Here is an 18,532-nt window from a genome sequence, read left to right as displayed (position 1 = left end):
GCGTGGGCAGCGCCAGCCCGAGCGATGCACCAATCTGGCTGCCAGAGGCCACCACCAGTGATGGCACACCGCTCAGGTAACGCCGGGTAAAGCTGGCCGAGATGCCGTAACACAGGCAAGCCACCAGACACGCCACGACGGCCCAGCCACTGGACACGCCGGATGCCTCCGGCTTGAAGCTGGCTTTGCCCCAGGCCAGCATGGCCACGCCGACAAACCCGATCAGCAGGCCGAGGATCTTCAAGCCGTGTGGCCGGTCCTTGAGCCACACCCACGCCACCAGTGCGCCAAACAAGGGCACCGTGGCGTTAAGCAGCGCCGACAGCCCGGTGGTGATGGCCAGCAGCGCATAGGCGTAACAGGCAAATGGAATACCTGAGTTGAGCATGCCCAACAGGAAGATCTTTTTCCAGTGACCCGCCAGTACCGGCCCTTGGCCACGAACCAGCAACAAGGGCAGCAAAAACAGCGCGGCAATTCCTACGCGCAGGCCCGCAGTGGGCAGTGCGCCAAACTCGGCCGCACTCAGGCGGGTGAACAAAAACGAAGCACCCCAGATGGCGCCAAGCAGCACAAACTCGATCAACCAGGGTTTTGAGGGGGACAACGTTGTCAAAGTGCACCTTCCAGTTGCAGCAAAGCGGTCTTTCGAGGCAGACCACCGGCGTATCCGGTAAGTTGGCCGTTAGCACCGACCACTCGATGGCAGGGCACGATGATACTCAGGGGGTTGCGTCCAATTGCGGCACCCACCGCGCGCACGGCCTTGGAGTGGCCGATTTGCTGGCTGACCCACCCATAACTTCGGGTGGACCCCAAGCCGATATCGCACAGCGCCTGCCACACGGCGTTTTGAAAGGCGGTACCCGTACTCAGGTTGAGTGGCAAGTCAAACTGCTGGCGCTGCCCGGCAAAATAGGCATCAAGCTGGCTTGCCGCGAGGCGCAGCAGCGCGTGAGCTGGCTGCTGGGCGCAGCCGCTGAGATCGGGCAAATGGGACCCGTCGCTGAACCAGGCGCCAACGAGTGCCGTGTCGGTGGCGGCCAGGGTCATAAGGCCAAGCGGGCTGGCATAGATGGTTTGCACGGTTTGCGGTGGAAGTTTCATGAGATTTAGCCCTCTAGCGCTTATCGGGTAAGTGCTGACAGTTACAAATTAAATAGCGATTCATGCCGCCCGACTGCTGGCCGGTGATGGGCTCAGTCTGGCCCATGCGCGCACGGTGGCGTAGCTGCGCCAGGGCCGCCAGCCCTCGGACGCTGCCAGCGCAGCCTTGGCCGGATGGGTGTCACGCCTGACTCCGAGGGCGCGTTGCAGGGCAACGTCTCCGCTCGGGAATGCGTCGGGCCAGGCCAGTGCCCGCATGGCGATGTACTGCGCGGTCCAGTCGCCAACGCCGGCGATGGCCTGCAATTGGGACAGGGTGCGCACGACATCGACACCCGGCTGCAGCAGCAAACCGCGCTCGCAAAAGGCCTGTGCCAGGCCAAGCAGGGCACGCCGGCGCTGTTGAGTGATGCCCAACTGGTCCCATTCATCTGCACTCGTCAAGGCCAGCCTCTGCGGGCTGGGAAAGAGCCGATTCAACCCGGCAATGGGTGTGGCAAGCGGTTCGCCAAGACGATCCACCAGGCGCTGGCACAGGGTGCGCGCGCCCGCCAACGTGATTTGTTGGCCCAGGATGGCCCGCACAGCCAGCGCAAACCCGTCCAGTGTGCCGGGCAAACGCAGCGCCTCGCCGTCTGGAAAATCTGCCTGCAAGGCGCTGTGGATGACAGTGGGGTCGGCGTCCAGGTCCAGCCAGGCATGCACCAGCGTCAGCACCTGCGGCAGTGCCTGGCTCAGGCTGTCGCTCAAGGTCACGTTGACCCGGCAGTGGGACCGATCGAACTGCGCCACCAGCCAGCCGGTGCAGGCTTGCGGTCCGTTGTGCAGACGCAGCGTTGTGGCCAGACGCGGATGCGCCGGATCGGTATCGATCACCTCGCAACCCGCGATGGCGCGCGCTGCCATGAAACGCAGCATCGCCGGTACGTCATAGGGCGGGCGATATGCCAGCTGCAGGGTCATGCCGGTTTGTGCGGGCGAGGCGTCAGAGCTTGGTGCGGATTTGCGCAACTGGTTTGGCGCCAGTTGGTACTGGCTGGCAAACACCGCATTCAGTCGGCGCGCGCTGCCGAACCCGCTGATGAGGGCCACCTGAGCCACGCTGAGCGTGGTGTCGGTCAGCAACTGCTTGGCCGTCAGCAATCGGCGGGTTTGCAGGTAGCGCAGGGGTGACACACCAAACCGTGCTTCAAAAATGCGACGCAGGTGCCGCTCGCTGATGCCCAGCCGCCGTGCCAGTGCCGCAACCGAGGTGGGTGACTGGCTGCTGTGGGTGGGAGCGTCGATCAGTTGCGCCGCTTGCTGGGCCAGGATGCGCGAGGCGTCCTGCATCGACCAGGGGAGCAGGTCGCGACCATGGCACTGGCGAGGTGCCAGTTCCGGGCGGCAACGCAGGCAGGGGCGAAACCCGGCCAGTTCCGCCTGCGCCGCTTGCTCAAAAAAACGGCAGTTCTCGCGTTTGGGGGTGCGCACGCGGCAAACTGGTCGGCAATAAATGCCGGTGGAGATTACGCCGGTGAAGAAGTTGCCGTCAAAACGGGCGTCGCGCGCCTTGAGCGCGAGGTAGCAGGCGTCGTCGTCGGCACGACAGGACAAGGGATTCATGCGCTGATGATATGCGCCGGCGCCGCGGTCAACGCCCGCGCTGGTCACCGTTTTCGGACATCTCCCCGGGCGTTGGAAGGGCGTGTGGCACCCTACAATTCGTCGCTCTGACGCCGCATTGGTCAGCCAAGGCAGCGGTCCAACGCACACCAACCGTACTTTTGGGAGCTTCTCATGCAACTGCCCGCCTCGATTTTCAAGGCCTACGACATCCGTGGCGTGGTGCCCAGCACCGTCAACGAGGCCATGGCCGAAGCGCTGGGTTGCGCTTTTGGCACGCTTGCGCTGCGTGAGGGACAAACGGTGGTGGCGGTGGGGCGCGACGGCCGCCTCAGTGGCGCCATGCTCAGTGGTGCGCTGATGCGTGGTCTGGTGTCGGTGGGGGTGGATGTCATTGACATTGGCATGGCCACCACGCCCATGCTCTACTTTGCCGCCAACACTTTGTGTGCCAGCGGCATCCAGGTGACCGGTAGCCACAACCCCAAGGACTACAACGGTTTCAAGATGGTGCTGGGTGGGCGCGCCATTTATGGCGATGAAATCCAGGCCCTGCGCCGCATGATGGAGTCTGAGACCTGGGCGCTGCAGGCTGGTGGCTCGGTCCGCGCGGTGGACGTCTTGCCGGCCTACCAAGCGCGTATTGTGGGCGGCATCACGCTGGCGCGGCCCATGAAAATTGTGGTGGACTCCGGCAATGGCATTGCGGGTGCGTCGGCCCCGGGCATTTTGCGCGCCATCGGTTGTGAGGTGACCGAACTGCTCAGCGAGGTGGATGGCAACTTTCCCAACCACCACCCTGACCCGAGCAAACCCGAGAATCTGCGTGATGTGGTGGCGGCGCTGGCCTCAGGCGACGCCGAAATCGGCCTGGCCTTTGACGGCGACGGGGACCGGCTGGGCATTGTCACCAAAGAGGGACACACCATCTATCCGGATCGGCAGATGATGCTGTTTGCGCGCGACGTGCTCAAGCGTGCGCCGGGCGGCACCATCATTTTTGACGTCAAGTGTTCGCAGCGCCTGGCACCCACCATCGCGGCCGCCGGTGGCGTACCGTTGATGTTCAAGACCGGCCACTCGCTGATCAAAGCCAAGATGAAAGAGATTGGCAGTCCTCTGGGCGGCGAGATGAGTGGCCATATCTTCTTCAAGGAGCGCTGGTACGGTTTTGACGATGGCACCTATGCGGGTTGCCGGTTGCTCGAGATTCTGAGTCAATCGCCTGATGCCAATGCGGTACTCAACGCGCTGCCCACCAGCTTTTCCACGCCTGAGCTGAATGTGAAATGCGCCGAGGGCGAGCCGCATGGCCTGGTCGAACAACTGGTGGCCAAGGTCAGCTTCCCCGCACCCGCTGCTGTGACGACGATTGACGGCCTGCGCGTGGACTGGCCCGACGGTTTTGGCTTGATTCGCGCGAGCAACACCACGCCGGTGCTGGTGCTGCGTTTTGAGGGCCACACGCCAGAGGCGCTGGCGCGCATCCAGGCCGACATGCTGGCACTGCTGCTCAGCGTCAAGCCCGACGCCGTGTTTGACGAGGCAGCGCATTGAATATCCTGATCGTCAAGCTGTCATCGCTTGGCGACGTGGTGCACGCCATGGCGGCGGTGCAGGACATCCGCGCGGCGCTGCCGCGAGCGCAGATCGACTGGGTGGTGGAGCGTGGTTTTGCCCCGCTGGTGCGCCGCTGCAAAGGGGTCCGCCGCGTCATCCCGTGTGACTTGCGGCGCTGGCGCAAAGACATGTTCAGCCAAGAGACTCGCTTGGCCTGGCGTTTGTTCAAGCTGGAGCTGCAATCACAACCTTATGACGCGGTGATCGACCTGCAGGGCCTAGCCAAGTCGGCTGCGGTGGCGTGGCTGGCACGCTTGAGCGAAGCCGGCCAGCGCTACGCCATGGCGAACCAGACGGACGGGTCGAGTTTTGAGGCGCCCACGCGCTGGGTGGCGCATACCGCCATCACGTTGCCGGCACATAGCCACGCGGTCACCCGAGCCCGCGAGCTGTGCGCCAAGGCCTTGGGGTACAAGATGCCGGTTGAGACGAGTTTTGGCCTTCTAGCGCTTATCAGTAAAGCGCTTCCAGCTACGCGAAATGTAGCGATTAAGACCGGTCTCAAGGGGATTGTGGCGCTGGCACACGGCACCTCGCGGGCCGACAAGCAGTGGCCAGTGGCACATTGGCAGGCAATCGGACAGCGTTTGAACCGTGACGGCTACCTGGTCGCGCTGGTGCATGGCAGCCCGGCTGAAGAGCAGGTGTCCATAGCCATCGCCAGTCAGGTGCCACAGGTCCAGCGGTGGCCGCTGCTGGCGCTGGATGACCTGCTGGATTCGCTGGCCGCATGTGTCGGCGTCATCGGTGTGGACAGCGGTTTGAGTCATGTTGCGGTTGCGCTGGATCTTGCCCATGTACAGATCTACAACTTTGACACCGCCTGGCGCACCGGCCCCCTGTCCGTGCCACATGGGCTGGACGCCGCGCCGCGCCAGTGCAGTGTGTATGCCAGCCCGACTCCGTCGGTGGATGCGGTCTGGCAGGCCTGGACGGTGGTGGCATCGATGCCGTCGATGGCGTTGGCTGGCAATCAATGACCCGCTGGCTGTATGCGCTGCTGATGTGGCTGGCGCAACCCCTGTTGCTGCGCAAACTGCGTCGGCGCGGGGCGAAGGAGCCGGGCTATCTGGAATACATTGACGAGCGTTTTGGCCGGTATGCCATGGCAAAGCCGCAGCAGGGCGGTGGGCCGCTGGTTTGGATTCACGCTGTCTCGCTGGGGGAGACGCGCGCTGCTGCGGTGTTGATCACGGCGCTGCGCAGCGAAATACCCGGTATGCGTTTGCTGCTCACTCATGGTACGGCCACTGGCCGGGCGGAAGGCCGTGGTTTGCTTCAGTCGGGTGACCTGCAATGTTGGCAACCTTGGGACACCATCGGCGCAGTGTCGCGGTTCTTGCAGCATTTCAAACCCGCGCTTGGGGTGTTGATGGAGACTGAGATCTGGCCCAACCTGGTGCATGGTTGCCGTCAGCGAGGTGTGCCGCTGGTGCTGGCCAATGCCCGTTTGAGCGACAAGTCTTTGCGGCAGGCGCAGCGGCTGGCCTGGCTGGCGCGTCCTGCCTACCGGGCGTTGACCAGCGTCTGGGCGCAGACCCAGGCGGATGCGGATCGACTCATACAAATCGGCGCGCCGGTGCGGGGGGTGTTGGGTAACCTGAAGTTTGATGCCACGCCCGATGCGCAACAGATGGCGACCGGGCGCGACTGGCGTGCGGCATTGGCCAGGCCGGTGGTCATTCTGGCAGTGTCGCGCGAGGGCGAAGAGTTGTCCCTGCTGCAGAATCTGAAGGCATTTGTCCCTCCAGCGGTTATCCATCCATCGGGAAATGCTTCCATCAATGTAGCAAGTCGTGTCCACTGGTTGATTGTCCCGAGGCACCCGCAGCGTTTTGACGCCGTGGCCGACTTGATTCGGGCGCAGGGGTTTGGCTTGTCGCGGCGCAGTCAATGGGGTGAGGTAGGCCCCGGTGGGGTGGCTGCTACCGGTTCACCGAATGTCTGGTTGGGCGACACGCTGGGTGAGATGGCCTTGTATTACGGGCTGGCCGATGTGGCATTGCTGGGTGGCAGTTTTGAGCCATTGGGCGGTCAGAACCTGATCGAGGCGGCCGCCTGTGGCTGCCCGATCGTGATGGGGCCGCACACGTTCAATTTCGCCGACGCAGCAGAGCAGGCATTGGTGGCTGGCGCCGCCCAAAGAGTTGAAAGTCTGGCGCTGGGCATCCAAACCGCTGTTGCACTGGCGGTCGATGCGGAGAATCTGATGTCAAGTCGGCTGGCCTGTGGGCACTTCGCACAAGAACACCGCGGCGCTGCTCGGCGTTTGGCAAAAGTCATTGCGTCATCTGAAGCAGTCTGAAGTCAGTTGGGCGGTCGCCTATCGACACCTAGCTGAAAGTGCAAAAAAGAGTGGCCAAGTTGCAGGGAATACCCCTACTTTGAGGACTAGAATGACAAAAAAATTTTGACAATTGTCAACAGCGTTGGCCCATCACAGAAGAAACCATGACTGAAACATCAGCAAACGAGTCGGCGGCGCCCGCGGCTCAGGGTAGCAGGCTCAAGAATATTGGCCTGTTTTTGATATCTCCGTTCATCGGGTTGTATTACGCGGTTTTGTTGCCTGGCAAGCTGTTTCAGTTGGCCATGAACGAGCGAAAGTCGGTTTCGCAAGCGGGTCAGGCCAGCAAATAAGTCACCGCTCCAGTCGGCACGCTTTCCTCCGCATGTCAGTCCGCGCTTGAGCACGACGGCGAATTTTCTACATGAGACTTTATCCATGAAAAGAACTTCCATACCTCGCATGGCGTGGCTCACCAATGGACTTTTGAGATCAGCTTTGGTCAGTCTGGTGCTGGCGATGGCTGGTCCGGTTGTGATGTCTGCTGACGCCAATCCGGTGGCCGAGCCTGCCCAGCCCGCCAGTGCCGCCAAACCCAGTGCGGCCAACAAGTCCCGTGTCGGCGTCACGCTGGGTGAAGAGGACGCAGCGTGCCAGAGTTGCCACGACAAGGAGGACATCGCAGTCAAGAAAACCGAGCTGGGTGAATCCGTCTCCATGCGGATATCGACCAAAGATTTCATTGACTCGATGCACTTCGAGACCAGTTGTACCGACTGCCACGAGGATGCCGATGGCAAAGACCACGGCAAAGTGGCGGTCCCCATGAAGAGCAAACGCGCCTATCGGATGTCGTTCCAGAACGCCTGCACGACTTGCCACAAGAAAAATGTGGCGGAATTCAAGGACAGCGTGCACGCCTCGATGGTTGCCGATGGCAGTGACAAGGCGCCTACCTGCTCCGACTGCCACAACTCGCATACCCTCAAGTCGGTCAAGTTGGTGGAGCCCATTGCCAACGTGCCGTGTTCCACCTGCCACAAGGAGATTTTCCGCGCCTATGCGGAAGATGTGCATGGGCTGGAGCGGGTGGCCAAGGGCAAGACCGCACCTTTGTGTGCCGATTGCCACAAGTCACACGCCATCAAGGCTGCGGCGGTAGGAAGCGATATCAAGGACTCTTGTCTGGCCTGTCACAAGGATTCAGTGGCCAAGCATGAGGAATGGTTGCCCAATTCCGGTCGGCACTTTGAGGCGATATCCTGCCCGGTTTGCCATGCCCCTTATGCCCAGCGTCGGGTCAACCTCAGAATGGTGGACAGCGTTGGAGGCAAGCAGCTGATCGAGAAAAAGGGTGTGCCGCAATTTGAACGCCTGGTTAACGCTGCCAACGGCACCGAAGGTAACTTGAACGAAAAAGAGCTGAGCAGTTTCCTGAAGGAATTCAACCTGGCAAATCCCGACAACAAGGCGATCCTGAGTGGTCGGCTCGAAGTGCGCTCAGGCATTCAGGCGCATCAGCTCAGCACCAAGGACCTGGCCATCAAGGACTGCAAGGTTTGCCACCAGGCTGGTGCCGTGCCCTTTGTCAGTGTGGTGTTGTCCATGGCCGGACCCGATGGCCGGCTGATGCGCGAGGGCGTAGAAAAAGAGGTGCTGACCTCGGCGACTGCCATGGGGTCCATGCGCGGCTTTTACGCCATCGGCAGCACGCGGATCAAATTACTGGATTACCTGCTGGTGCTGGTGGTGTTGGGTGTACTGGTGGTGCCAATCGGTCACATGACGGCGCACCGACTGTTCAAACGCCAGCGTGATGAACGCAATGCGAAGCGGAAAAATGCGTCTGCCAAGTCGACCCAATGACCCGCCAGAACTCAAGGAATCAGCCATGAAAAAAGTCTATATTCATCCGCTTCCCGTGCGCATCTGGCACTGGGTCAACGCCATGGGGTTTTTGGTGATGATTGCCACCGGGATTCAGATTCGGTACCTCGATCTGGTGCAGTTGATCCCCTTCAGAACCGCTGTCGTGGTGCACAACTGGATTGGCTTTGTGCTGATGGGCAACTTCTTTTTGTGGCTGGGGTTTTACCTTTTCACCGACAAGATCACGGTTTATTTGCCAGAGATGAACCCCAAGAAATATTTTGAGGATTCGTGGCGGCAGATCAAGTTCTACGGGTATGGCATCTTTTTGGGCGAGGAGAACCCGCATCATCCGACGATTTATCACAAATTTAATCCGCTGCAGATCATGATGTACCAGATCATCATGCTGCTGATGGTGCCGATCATGTTTTTGTCGGGCCTGTTGCTGTGGGATGTCAAGCGCTTTTCAAGTCTGATCGATTTGTTTGGCGGGGTGCGGGTTGTTGATACGGTGCATGTGCTGATGTTCATTGTTTTCTGTGGCTTCCTGCTCATGCACCTGTATCTGATCACCTTGGGTCACTCGCGGTTCGCCCACATCAAGGCCATGCTCACAGGCTACGAGGAAATTCACGACAAAAGCAAGTCCTGAGTTGCGGGTGCGCCCCACTTTTATGCGTCTGCTTTGATTTAAATCAACGTGGACAGACTTAAATGGAAAACCCGTCATATGACTCTTGACTTGATCTAAAGCAAGATTTCAAATCTCCGTCGTCTCTCTAGACAAGTTCAACTCATCAAAGGAATGATCAAATGACAAAAATCTCTCTGTCTACCCTGGCTACAGCCGTTCTGTTTGCATTGGGTGCTGCTGCGCCCGCACAGGCCGCAGTTGATGTAGAGGCCGCCAAGGCGCTCGCCAAATCCAACGATTGTCTGAAATGCCATGCTGCTGACAAAGACAAAAAGGGCCCGTCGATGAAAAAGATTGCTGACAAGTATCGTGGCAAGCCTGATGGTCAGGCATTGGCGATCAAGAACATGACGGAAGGGCAGAAGGTCAAGCTGACTGATGGCACCGAAGAAAAGCACAAGATCATTGATACCAAAGATCAGAAGGAGCTTAAGAACATTGCCGACTGGTATTTGTCACATTGATTTTTTGAACCGGCCCACAGGTTTGCGGGCCGTTCGGCGTAAATCAGTTAAATTGAACACGGCGGGATAAAAATGAAAAAGTCATTGATTCGATGGGGCGCGGCTTTGGTGGTGCTCGCTGCAATTGCAGGATGCGGCGGCGGCGGCGGCGGGGACAGTACCGGGCAGCCTGGAACGTCCACACCGCTGGCGGAGGCGATTGCCAAGGCAGCTGCCGTCGCGAGCAATGACACCGCCGTGAATTCCTCGGCATCGTTTGTTGTGCTACAGAACGCTGGCGTTCCCGCGGTCACGGTCAACAGCCCGCCGGTGGTCAAGTTTGTGGTCTTCTCTGATGGCAAGGTCAAGACTGGCCTGACCACGGCCAACACCCGCTTTGCCATCGCCAAATTGCTGCCTGGAACCTCGGGCACCCCGGATCAGTGGGTGAGCTATGTGACCAAGCAGGTCGCCGGAAAACCCGGTTTTGGTCCGGGCGGATCCCCTGCGCTGGCTTCGGCGCCGCAAGCGAGCACGGACACCGCAGCCGCATCCCAACTGGTGTACAACGCAGAAGGTTATTACACCTACACGTTTTCGACCGACATCAAGTCAGTGCCCGGCATCAGCTATGAACCCAACCGCACCCACCGTGTGGCCATTCAGCTGAGCTACAAGAATGCCGCCGGCGAGGATGTGCTGGTCAACCCCTATTTTGATTTCACCATTGTGGACGGCAAGTCGGTCGTCGTGACTGACCCGGCCAAGACCCGCAAGATGACCGATGTGGCATCGTGCAACGGCTGCCACGAGAAGCTGGCCCTGCATGGTGGCGGACGTGTGGACACCCAGTACTGCGTGATGTGTCATAACACGGGTACGGTTGACCCTGAAAGTGGCAACAACCTGGATATGGCGACCATGAGCCACAAGATCCACGCGGGCAAGTTGCTCAAGAAGAATCTGGCGGCTGGTGGTGAGGACTACACCATCTGGGGCTACGGCAATGCCAAACACAATTACGCCGAGGTGGGTTTCCCGCAGGACTTGCGCAATTGCGCAGTGTGCCACTCAAGTGCCAATCCGAATACCCCGCAAGGTGACAACTGGAAGGCCAAGGTTTCCAAAGAGGCCTGTCTGACTTGCCACGCCAACAAGACCGGTTCGCCCTGGAATACCAGCCACAATGCCATTGCGGTGTCTGTGCTGAAGGATACTGCGGCCAAGGCCACCGATATGGGCAATCAATTGTGCTCAGGCTGTCACCTGGGTGATGTGACCATTTCACCGGAATGGGTGCACTGGAACCAGAATGAGGAAAATTCTGCCAAGTACAAGATGAGTATTGACAGCGTGGCGTTCAATGACACTGCTGACAAGAAAGCCCGTAAGGTGTCGGTGACTTACGCGCTATCCAATCCGCTCGATGGCACCGTTTGGGATCTGAAATCCGACGCCAAGAAATTTGGAAGCCTGCGTTTTGTGCTGGCATACCAAAATATGACGACGCAAACCAGTAATGGCCAGCCCAACGCCATCACGGAGTTCTCGGCCTACAACAATGGCGGAAGTTCTGCCAATGCGTATGCCAAGGATGGCGTCAATCTGGGCGGCAACCGGTTTAAGGTGGACATCGCGATACCGGATGACACCGCCATCGCGATTGCCTCTGGAACCGCGCGGGTCGTCAGCTATGGGCAGGTCATTGAAAACAAACTTGACGTCAAGACTCGCAAGGAAGTTACCCCGGCGGTGAATGCCAACATTGTGGTTCAGCACACCTTTAAGGATGTGCTGCTCAGCGGCAGCGCGCTGAACCCGCGCCGAGCGGTTGTTTCCAATGAAAAGTGCAATGTCTGTCATGGTGCCTTGGGGACTACGTCAGGTTCTAACACGGCCGACAATGCCTTCCACAGCGGCGCACGCAACACCGTTGAGTCCTGTGCGGTCTGCCATGATGCAAACCGGGCCTCGTCCACGATCATGACCAATGGGATGGCGATGAATGAGTCGTATCAGTTCAAACGCATGATCCACGGCATTCACGGCAACTCGGTGCGTACCACACCGTTTACTCACGGCAATGCAGTGGTGGGAGTTTTCAACAAGGATGGAACGTCTGCTACGGGTGGGGCGCCGCTTGCTGCTGGTGTCGAAAATTACGCCGCTGAGGTAGCCTGGCCCGGCGTAGGCATCAATTGCAATGCCTGCCATGTCAACAACTCCTATAAGCAGGATCTTGGGCCGCTGGGCGCAACCGTGTCACCCCGGGTTACCGGAGCGGATCCTTTGGGATACAAGGTGATTTCGCCCATGGCCGCCAGCTGCACCTCCTGCCATGATTCAAGCAAGGCGATCGGTCACGTCACGACTTTCAGTGATCCACCGGCATCGTTTGGCAACCTGACCCAGTCTCAGATCAATGGGTTGCCCAAAGAGGGCTGTTATGACTGCCACTCGAGCGGCAAGTTCAAGGGTGTCGATATCGTTCATGGACAGAACTGATCCGGTATGACTTTCAGGTCACAGGGGGCAGATTGATGCCCCTCGTCGACCTGGTCACCGGAGCTTTGGCTCAGTCATGCGTACCTGGACCTGTTCTTAAGGGGTTGGAATGAAGACGAAACTTGCGCTGGCCATTTTGGGCCTGTGTTTGATGGGCATGCTGGGTTCGGCATGGGGAGCGGAGCCAGACAGGAGTCTGAAGGGTGCTGCGCTTTGCGTGAGCTGTCACGATCAGGACGACCTGCCCGACATGAGCGACAGCCTGCATGCGCCCGTCGACGTAAAGAAACCCCCCATGGCTGCAGCAGCTGCCGCACTGAGCAGTCGTGTCATGGGGGATATCGATAATTTGCGTGCACCCACCTGCGCCAGTTGTCACGGTGAAAGTGACACCCACTCGTTCAAACCCGAGGGAGCCAAAGATCTGCCCAAGCCCGATTTCACCTACGGCAAGAAGCCTGGCAAAATTTCGGCGCTGCCGCCATCTGAGCGCAGCCGGGTGTGTCTGGCGTGTCATGACCGGGATGCCAAACGCGCCTATTGGCTCGGTAGCCCGCATCAGTCGGCCGATATTGCCTGTGACTCTTGCCACCAGGTGCACACCAGTCGTGACAAAGTACTGAGTGGTCGCGTCAATCAGACCGAGTCTTGCTATACCTGCCATAAAGATGTACGCAATCAGGTCAATCGCCCGTCGCACCATCCGGTGTCTGAAGGCAAGATGGCATGTTCGGACTGCCACAACGTTCATGGCTCTGCGGGCGACAAGCTGGCCAAGCGCAGCACAATGACAGACACCTGTTTTACCTGTCACGCTGAAAAGCGGGGTCCGTTTGTGCACCCACATCAGCCGGTGGCAGACGACTGCTCCAATTGCCACAATTCCCACGGCAGCACCGTGCCAGGCATGCTCAAGGCGCGTGCGCCCATGTTGTGTCAGCAATGCCATACGCCGCACGTGGCCGGTGGCGTGGGTGGCCTTGGCGGACAGGCCGGAGTCTATGGTCTGGCGGCTCTGGGACAGACCTCGCCACTCATCACGGGTGTGACGGGCGGTAAAAACGTTGTCAACATGTGGCAGGGACGCAGTTGCATGAACTGCCACACGCAGGTTCATGGGTCAAACAACCCATCCACCACCAATGGGACACCCCAGCGATTGATGCGCTGATGTACGGAGAGCCATCATGACCCACTCTGATTTTTCTTCTCGTTTTCGTCTTTCAGCGGTCGCCCTGGCGGCCTGCACATTGTGTGTCTCCATGCCGGCGGCCGCTGGCGACGACGAGGCACCACCGGTGCAGGCAACCATCGCGGTTGGTGCCGGGCTGGTGAATGGAACACGCGCTGATCGTGCCCTGTTTGGGCAATATTATGGGCTGGAGGGTAGCCAGCAAGCGGTGGGAATCCTTGACATTGATTACCGCCTGCGCAAGCACGAAACCGCCACATGGATTGACTTCAAGGGTGAGAATCTGCTGGGGGATTCGCGTGAAATGCACCTGGTGTGGCGCAACCCAGGCGAATGGAAGGCCAGTGTCGACTATTCGGAACTGGTGCACTACGACCCGAACAGCTTTAACAGTGGGTTGAGTGGTGTCGGTTCCACCAACCCTCAGGTCGCGCTATTGCCGGGTGGTTTGGGTACCGGCACAGAGTTTGACCTGAAAACCAAGCGAACCGGCTTGGGTGTGGGCTTTTCCAAGCGGGTGAGCAACGACGTGCAAATCGATATTGAGCTCAAGACTGAAAAGAAGGAGGGTTCTCGGCTGTTTGGTGTCGGCATGAACTGTTTTTCTGCAATTGCCTCGTGCGGGCCAACCACCGGTTTCAACACGGGTTGGGCGCTGCTTATGTTGCCAGAACCCATTAGCGCCAATCATAGTCAGATGGAGGCGCGTCTGACCTATGCGCGCGACAAGTTCAGCATCAGCGCCGGTTATTACGGCTCGTTTTACCGCAACGATTACTCCACCCTGAATCCGGCTGTACCCAGTGTCCTGAACAACCCGTTGGGAAGTCCGTTGAGTCTCAGCAGCGGCTTGCAGGCACTATTGAGTCAACCGGTGGCATTGACACCTGACAATCAGGCGCATCAACTTGATGTGGCGGGGAGTTATGCGTTTACCGACACGACGCGGGCAATGTTCCGGTTGGCTTACGCCAATGCCACTCAGGACAGCAATTTTGCAGCAGATGGGCTAGCGGGTGCGCCCGTCGGTGTATCCAGCCTGGCGGGCAAAGTGATTACGACATCGGTCCGGTTGGGTGTGTCGTCCCACCCGATGCGAAACCTGACTTTGTTAGCCGATTTGCGTTATGACGACAAAGACGACCAGACGCCGCTGGCCTACTACAACAATGCTGACGGTAGCACACGTTATACCAACCGCACATTGCCTGATCAAAGGACTCGGGGCAAGCTGGAAGCCAACTGGCAGTTCTCTGGTGGCTATCGCGGCACAGTCGCGGCAAATTATGAGTCGATCGATCGGGGTGCGTTCACTGCCAGCAGCGCGGCAGCAGGTATCAGCGCACTGCGGCAGCAGACCGACGAAACCACCTTGCGCGCCGAACTGCGCCGGCAGTTGACCGAGGACTTCAGTGGCACCGTGGCATTGTCCAGCAGCAAGCGCACCGGTTCAAACTGGCTTCGGGACAACAGCGGAGTCGGTGTGACCGAGGTGGTCAACCCGGCTGACGCTGTCAACGGTTTCCTACCTGGCGCGGTGTTCATGCCCATGCTGGCGGATCGAAATCGTGACAAGGTGCGACTGTATGCGGACTGGCAAGCCTCCAAAAAGCTCACGCTGCAGTTCACTGCAGAAGGTGGCAAGGATAGCTATTCGTCGCCCAGCACTTACGGGCTGCAGGACACCCGGATGAACCACTTCGGCATCGACTTTGCCTACGCCGAGTCCTTTAACTGGAATTTCAACGGTTATCTTTCGCACGGCGTGCAGAGTTTCAATCAATCACGTTACGCAGGTTATGTGATGGCGTTCGAGAACACCAGTCTGAATGCTGGCCTTGGCTTTACCGGCAAAGTGAACAGCAACTTTGAAATCGGTGGCAATGTGACATTCAGTGACGAGAAGAGTGTTTACGCTCAAACACTCGACAGGTTTGCCACGGCGGACAGTGTGGCGCTGCTTGCGGCTACGGGTGGGCTACCTGATGTGGTGTACCGCCAGACCGCTCTGAAGCTCTTTGGAAATTACGCACTGGACAAGCGCTCAGGCATTCGAGTCGACTTGGTGCATCAACGCACGAAGATAAATGACTGGGCCTGGAACTACAACGGCGTGCCGTTTGCGTATTCTGATGGCACCACGGTGATGCATAAGCCGTCTCAGTCCGCCAGCTTTATTGGTATTTCTTACATCTACCGTCTGCCGTGATGCAACCGTTGTCGTGGGTAGCCTGCACGATTGATCCGAGTTGGGTGAGTTCAGCGAAGTCGCGCACGGTGAACTGGCTTTGATTTTTCTCAAACTATATTTATTTGCCGACCCTATTCCCTTTCGATTTTTGGGGTAATTGAGTTAGCATCAAAAAACTTTTTGTTACAACGAAGGAGAGCCTTATGAAGCTTACTGTGCAGTCAGTTCACCCCAGGCCATCGCCGCATTGGACCCGCTATGCGGCGGCTGGTCTGTTGGCAATGGCCATCGCCGGTTGCGGTGGTGGCGGTGGTGGAGATACTGCCGTGGTGCCGCCCGGCCCAACGCTTCCCTCGGTGACTCCTCCGACAGGTACATCTCCTGTCAATGTGGCTAACTTGACTTCGGCGCAGTTTGCCGCGCTGACCCCTAAGGTCACCGTCGGTGGTGTCGCCATTAACAGCCCAGCTGTTGTAACCTTTGCGATGTCGGACGGAACGGCAGCGGACAATCCCATCATTGGATTCAACGCCACCAACAAGCCAAGCTCGACCAATTTGGCCAGCCTGGCCAACTTGCGTTTCTCGCTGGCCAAGTTGGTCCCCGGCAAGGATGGCAACGTCAGCAAGTGGGTCAATTACATTGTGACCACCGCGCCAACGCTGAATGCCGATGGCACCGTCAAAGTCGCCTCCGTGCCTTCCACGCCAACCACCGACCAATTTGGTACCTTGGTTGACAACAAGAATGGAACCTATACCTACACTTTTGGTCGCGACATCAAGGCCATCAAGGCGCTGGTGGATTCTGCTACCTTGGCTGCACCAAAGGTGGCAGCAGATCTGGGTGATCTGACCTATGATCCGACCCTGACGCACCGCCTGACCATTCAGGTTTCTGGCAATGCACCGGGCACAGGCACCAATACCCCGGATGGCAGCAATTCTGGCGTCACCGCAGTGGCCATGGCCAATCCGGTCAATGTCATTTATGACTTTGTCCCTGCGAATGGCAAGCCGGTTTCTGCGACAGATTTCCAGCGCGAAATCGTATCCAAGACCGTTTGTAACGAGTGCCACGAAAAGCTCACGCTGCATGGCTCCCGCAATGACACCCAGTACTGCGTGGTGTGCCACAACGATCAGTTGAAGTTTGGCAAAGCGAATGTGGCGTCCACCAACGGCAAGTTCCCGGCATTGACGGAAACAGTGACGACCGATGCAACCACGGGCATCAAGTCCTACCGCTACAGCCCGAGCATGTCAGTTGCCGACGGTGAGGTGTTGGGCGATTTCCCGATCATGGTTCACAAGATTCACAGTGGTGGTGATCTGGTCAAGGAAAATTACAACCTGGCCAACGTAGTTCTGGATCAAAAGGGCTTCTCGATCCTTGGCAGTGGTCAAAAGATGTGTGCCAAGTGCCACGACAACACCAAGGCAGCTCAGGCCGACAACTGGAATACCAAACCCAGTCAATTGGCTTGCGGCTCTTGCCACGACGGTATCGACTGGAAAACGGGCGCGGGCTCCACGATTGCTGACGGACAAGCGTATAACGCTGCACCTGCAAGCACAAATCCGGTGCTGGCCAAGACTGGTCACTTGCCTGGTCAGGGCTTGAGCAACCAAGCGTGTACGATTTGTCATACACCTGCCGATATCAAGGTCTATCACCAGACCGAGAACATCACCAAGCACAATCCCACGATCAAAGCTGGACTGGTGACGTTCACCTACGACATCAAGTCTGCTGCGGTGGATGCCGCTACCAACAATCTGACCGTTGTGTTCAAGATCGCTGCTGATGGCAAGCCGGTAACTTTTGTGGCACCTGCCGCAACTGTCTCGAACTCGCTCACTGGCTTTACAGGTGGTCCTAGCTTCCTGTTGGCTTATGCGCAAGCGCAGGACGGTATTGCTACACCTGTGGACTACAACAATGCAGGTATCAAGCAAGCACAGGCGATTTCCGTTACCCTGGCTGACTTGTTGAGCACCAGCAAGGCAGCTACCGTGGGTACGATGTCGGCAACGGCTGATGCAGCCGGTTATTACACGGCAACCATCAAGGGCGACGCCGCAGGCACGAAGAAGTTCCCGGTCGGTGCAACGCTGCGTGCGGTGGGCTTGCAAGGGTACTACACCCAGGTTTCGCCTGCCTCTGCGCGTCACGCCATCTCGGTGGTGAAGTCCGTCACGGGTGACACCGAACGCCGCAAGGTGGTGGACTCTGACAAATGCTCCAATTGCCACGAGTGGTTTGAAGGCCATGGCGGCAATCGTGTTTATCAAGTACAGGTTTGTGTCATGTGCCACACCCCGGGTCTGGCGACCAGTGGACGTGGTATCAGCGATACCGCTCTGAAGGCCTATACGGCATTCACGGCCGCGGATAACCGGATTCTGGCCGGATGGGGCTTTGACAAGAATGCGACCAATGCAGCGTTGAAATTGCCTGTTGTGACCAACAACTTCAAGGACATGATCCACGGTATTCATGCTGGTCGCGAAACCGCTGCACCGTTTATGGATGCACGGGACCGCACGCCGTCTGCCATTACCCTGCTGGACTTCAAACGCATGGACTTCCCGGGCAAGATCAACAACTGTGAAACCTGTCACGTTGCAGGAACGTACAGCGGTGTTCCGGTCAATGCCTTGGCATCTACCTATGAGTCGATTGATGCGGCCTACAACACAGCGATTGGCGCAAATAACGCGACTACTGTGCTGGCTAAGACTGCGTTGAACACTCATAACACGACCGACAAGGTGACCTCACCTTATGTGGCGTCTTGTGTTGGGTGCCACAGCTCGGCCAAGGCGACAACCCACTTTGGTTTGTACAAGAGTGCTGTGGTCAATCAGGCTCGAAGCGTGTTTGCTTCCACTGTCGCCTCAGGCACTTCTGACGCAACTGCAAGCGTGTGCGCAAGCTGCCACGGTGTTGGCAAAGACAAGGATGTTGTCGCTGCACACAAATAGCGGGTGAAGCCGGGACACGGTTTGCCGTG

14 protein-coding genes are annotated in these 18,532 nt (G+C 58.5%); 11 read left to right on the top strand and 3 right to left on the bottom strand.

The window, feature by feature from the left end; translation table 11 throughout:
- The 3 genes from KBF66_RS10105 to KBF66_RS10095 form a co-directional block, all read right to left on the bottom strand.
- On the bottom strand, positions 1 to 616 hold a 616-nt coding region (locus KBF66_RS10105), incomplete at its 3' end, for a DMT family transporter (RefSeq protein ID WP_296655957.1).
- Complete coding sequence (locus KBF66_RS10100; RefSeq protein ID WP_296655955.1) at positions 613 to 1,107, bottom strand: methylated-DNA--[protein]-cysteine S-methyltransferase; 495 nt, start codon at positions 1,105 to 1,107, stop codon at positions 613 to 615. The genes KBF66_RS10100 and KBF66_RS10105, both read right to left, overlap by 4 nt.
- Positions 1,108 to 1,167: 60 nt before the next feature.
- Complete coding sequence (locus tag KBF66_RS10095; protein ID WP_296655954.1) at positions 1,168 to 2,712, bottom strand: Ada metal-binding domain-containing protein; 1,545 nt, start codon at positions 2,710 to 2,712, stop codon at positions 1,168 to 1,170.
- 174 nt (positions 2,713 to 2,886) lie between these two features.
- Between KBF66_RS10095 and KBF66_RS10090 the strand changes: the two genes are divergently transcribed.
- The 11 genes from KBF66_RS10090 to KBF66_RS10040 all read left to right on the top strand — a co-directional run bounded on the left by KBF66_RS10090 (position 2,887) and on the right by KBF66_RS10040 (position 18,503).
- Positions 2,887 to 4,269: a phosphomannomutase/phosphoglucomutase gene (locus tag KBF66_RS10090; RefSeq protein WP_296655952.1), complete on the top strand. Its 1,383-nt coding sequence runs from the start codon at positions 2,887 to 2,889 to the stop codon at positions 4,267 to 4,269.
- On the top strand, positions 4,266 to 5,312 hold the full coding sequence (gene waaC, locus KBF66_RS10085; RefSeq protein WP_296655949.1) for a lipopolysaccharide heptosyltransferase I: 1,047 nt from the start codon (positions 4,266 to 4,268) through the stop codon (positions 5,310 to 5,312). The genes KBF66_RS10090 and waaC overlap by 4 nt, the downstream gene beginning before the upstream one ends.
- A complete protein-coding gene (locus KBF66_RS10080; protein WP_296655947.1) occupies positions 5,309 to 6,637 on the top strand; it encodes a 3-deoxy-D-manno-octulosonic acid transferase in 1,329 nt (442 codons plus the stop codon). Before waaC ends, KBF66_RS10080 begins: the two co-directional genes overlap by 4 nt.
- A 146-nt stretch (positions 6,638 to 6,783) precedes the next feature.
- On the top strand, positions 6,784 to 6,972 hold the full coding sequence (locus tag KBF66_RS10075) for a hypothetical protein (RefSeq protein ID WP_296655944.1): 189 nt from the start codon (positions 6,784 to 6,786) through the stop codon (positions 6,970 to 6,972).
- 85 nt (positions 6,973 to 7,057) lie between these two features.
- Positions 7,058 to 8,485 carry a hypothetical protein gene (locus KBF66_RS10070; protein WP_296655942.1) on the top strand — a complete coding sequence of 476 codons (1,428 nt, stop codon included), beginning with the start codon at positions 7,058 to 7,060 and terminating at the stop codon, positions 8,483 to 8,485.
- A 25-nt stretch (positions 8,486 to 8,510) separates the two neighbouring features.
- The gene (locus tag KBF66_RS10065; protein ID WP_296655940.1) at positions 8,511 to 9,143 is read left to right on the top strand and encodes a cytochrome b/b6 domain-containing protein; all 633 of its coding nucleotides are present in this window, start codon (positions 8,511 to 8,513) and stop codon (positions 9,141 to 9,143) included.
- Between the two features lie 161 nt (positions 9,144 to 9,304).
- A complete protein-coding gene (locus KBF66_RS10060; RefSeq protein WP_296655937.1) occupies positions 9,305 to 9,649 on the top strand; it encodes a c-type cytochrome in 345 nt (114 codons plus the stop codon).
- 72 nt (positions 9,650 to 9,721) lie between these two features.
- A complete protein-coding gene (locus KBF66_RS10055) occupies positions 9,722 to 12,133 on the top strand; it encodes an OmcA/MtrC family decaheme c-type cytochrome (RefSeq protein WP_296655935.1) in 2,412 nt (803 codons plus the stop codon).
- A 109-nt stretch (positions 12,134 to 12,242) separates the two neighbouring features.
- Positions 12,243 to 13,304: a DmsE family decaheme c-type cytochrome gene (locus KBF66_RS10050; protein WP_296655932.1), complete on the top strand. Its 1,062-nt coding sequence runs from the start codon at positions 12,243 to 12,245 to the stop codon at positions 13,302 to 13,304.
- Between the two features lie 16 nt (positions 13,305 to 13,320).
- Complete coding sequence (locus KBF66_RS10045) at positions 13,321 to 15,534, top strand: MtrB/PioB family decaheme-associated outer membrane protein (RefSeq protein ID WP_296655929.1); 2,214 nt, start codon at positions 13,321 to 13,323, stop codon at positions 15,532 to 15,534.
- Positions 15,535 to 15,719: 185 nt separating this feature from the next.
- Positions 15,720 to 18,503, top strand: a complete 2,784-nt coding sequence (locus KBF66_RS10040; protein WP_296655926.1) for an OmcA/MtrC family decaheme c-type cytochrome — start codon at positions 15,720 to 15,722, stop codon at positions 18,501 to 18,503.
- The last annotated feature ends 29 nt before the right edge of the window (positions 18,504 to 18,532 follow it).

The sequence above is a fragment of the Rhodoferax sp. genome, assembly GCF_018063565.1.
Lineage (GTDB): Bacteria > Pseudomonadota > Gammaproteobacteria > Burkholderiales > Burkholderiaceae_C > Rhodoferax.
The sequence above is the reverse complement of the archived record's forward strand: the minus strand, read 5'-3'. Positions and strand labels throughout refer to the sequence as shown.

What these genes read in the sequence shown, in the direction of transcription:
- KBF66_RS10040 (WP_296655926.1), top strand. Translation starts at nt 15,720, where the DNA reads ATGAAGCTTACTGTGCAGTCAGTTCACCCCAGGCCATCGCCGCATTGG.
- KBF66_RS10075 (WP_296655944.1), top strand. Translation starts at nt 6,784, where the DNA reads ATGACTGAAACATCAGCAAACGAGTCGGCGGCGCCCGCGGCTCAGGGT.
- KBF66_RS10090 (WP_296655952.1), top strand. Translation starts at nt 2,887, where the DNA reads ATGCAACTGCCCGCCTCGATTTTCAAGGCCTACGACATCCGTGGCGTG.
- KBF66_RS10050 (WP_296655932.1), top strand. Translation starts at nt 12,243, where the DNA reads ATGAAGACGAAACTTGCGCTGGCCATTTTGGGCCTGTGTTTGATGGGC.
- KBF66_RS10045 (WP_296655929.1), top strand. Translation starts at nt 13,321, where the DNA reads ATGACCCACTCTGATTTTTCTTCTCGTTTTCGTCTTTCAGCGGTCGCC.
- KBF66_RS10070 (WP_296655942.1), top strand. Translation starts at nt 7,058, where the DNA reads ATGAAAAGAACTTCCATACCTCGCATGGCGTGGCTCACCAATGGACTT.
- KBF66_RS10065 (WP_296655940.1), top strand. Translation starts at nt 8,511, where the DNA reads ATGAAAAAAGTCTATATTCATCCGCTTCCCGTGCGCATCTGGCACTGG.
- KBF66_RS10080 (WP_296655947.1), top strand. Translation starts at nt 5,309, where the DNA reads ATGACCCGCTGGCTGTATGCGCTGCTGATGTGGCTGGCGCAACCCCTG.
- KBF66_RS10060 (WP_296655937.1), top strand. Translation starts at nt 9,305, where the DNA reads ATGACAAAAATCTCTCTGTCTACCCTGGCTACAGCCGTTCTGTTTGCA.
- KBF66_RS10055 (WP_296655935.1), top strand. Translation starts at nt 9,722, where the DNA reads ATGAAAAAGTCATTGATTCGATGGGGCGCGGCTTTGGTGGTGCTCGCT.
- KBF66_RS10100 (WP_296655955.1), bottom strand. Translation starts at nt 1,107, where the DNA reads ATGAAACTTCCACCGCAAACCGTGCAAACCATCTATGCCAGCCCGCTT.
- KBF66_RS10095 (WP_296655954.1), bottom strand. Translation starts at nt 2,712, where the DNA reads ATGAATCCCTTGTCCTGTCGTGCCGACGACGACGCCTGCTACCTCGCG.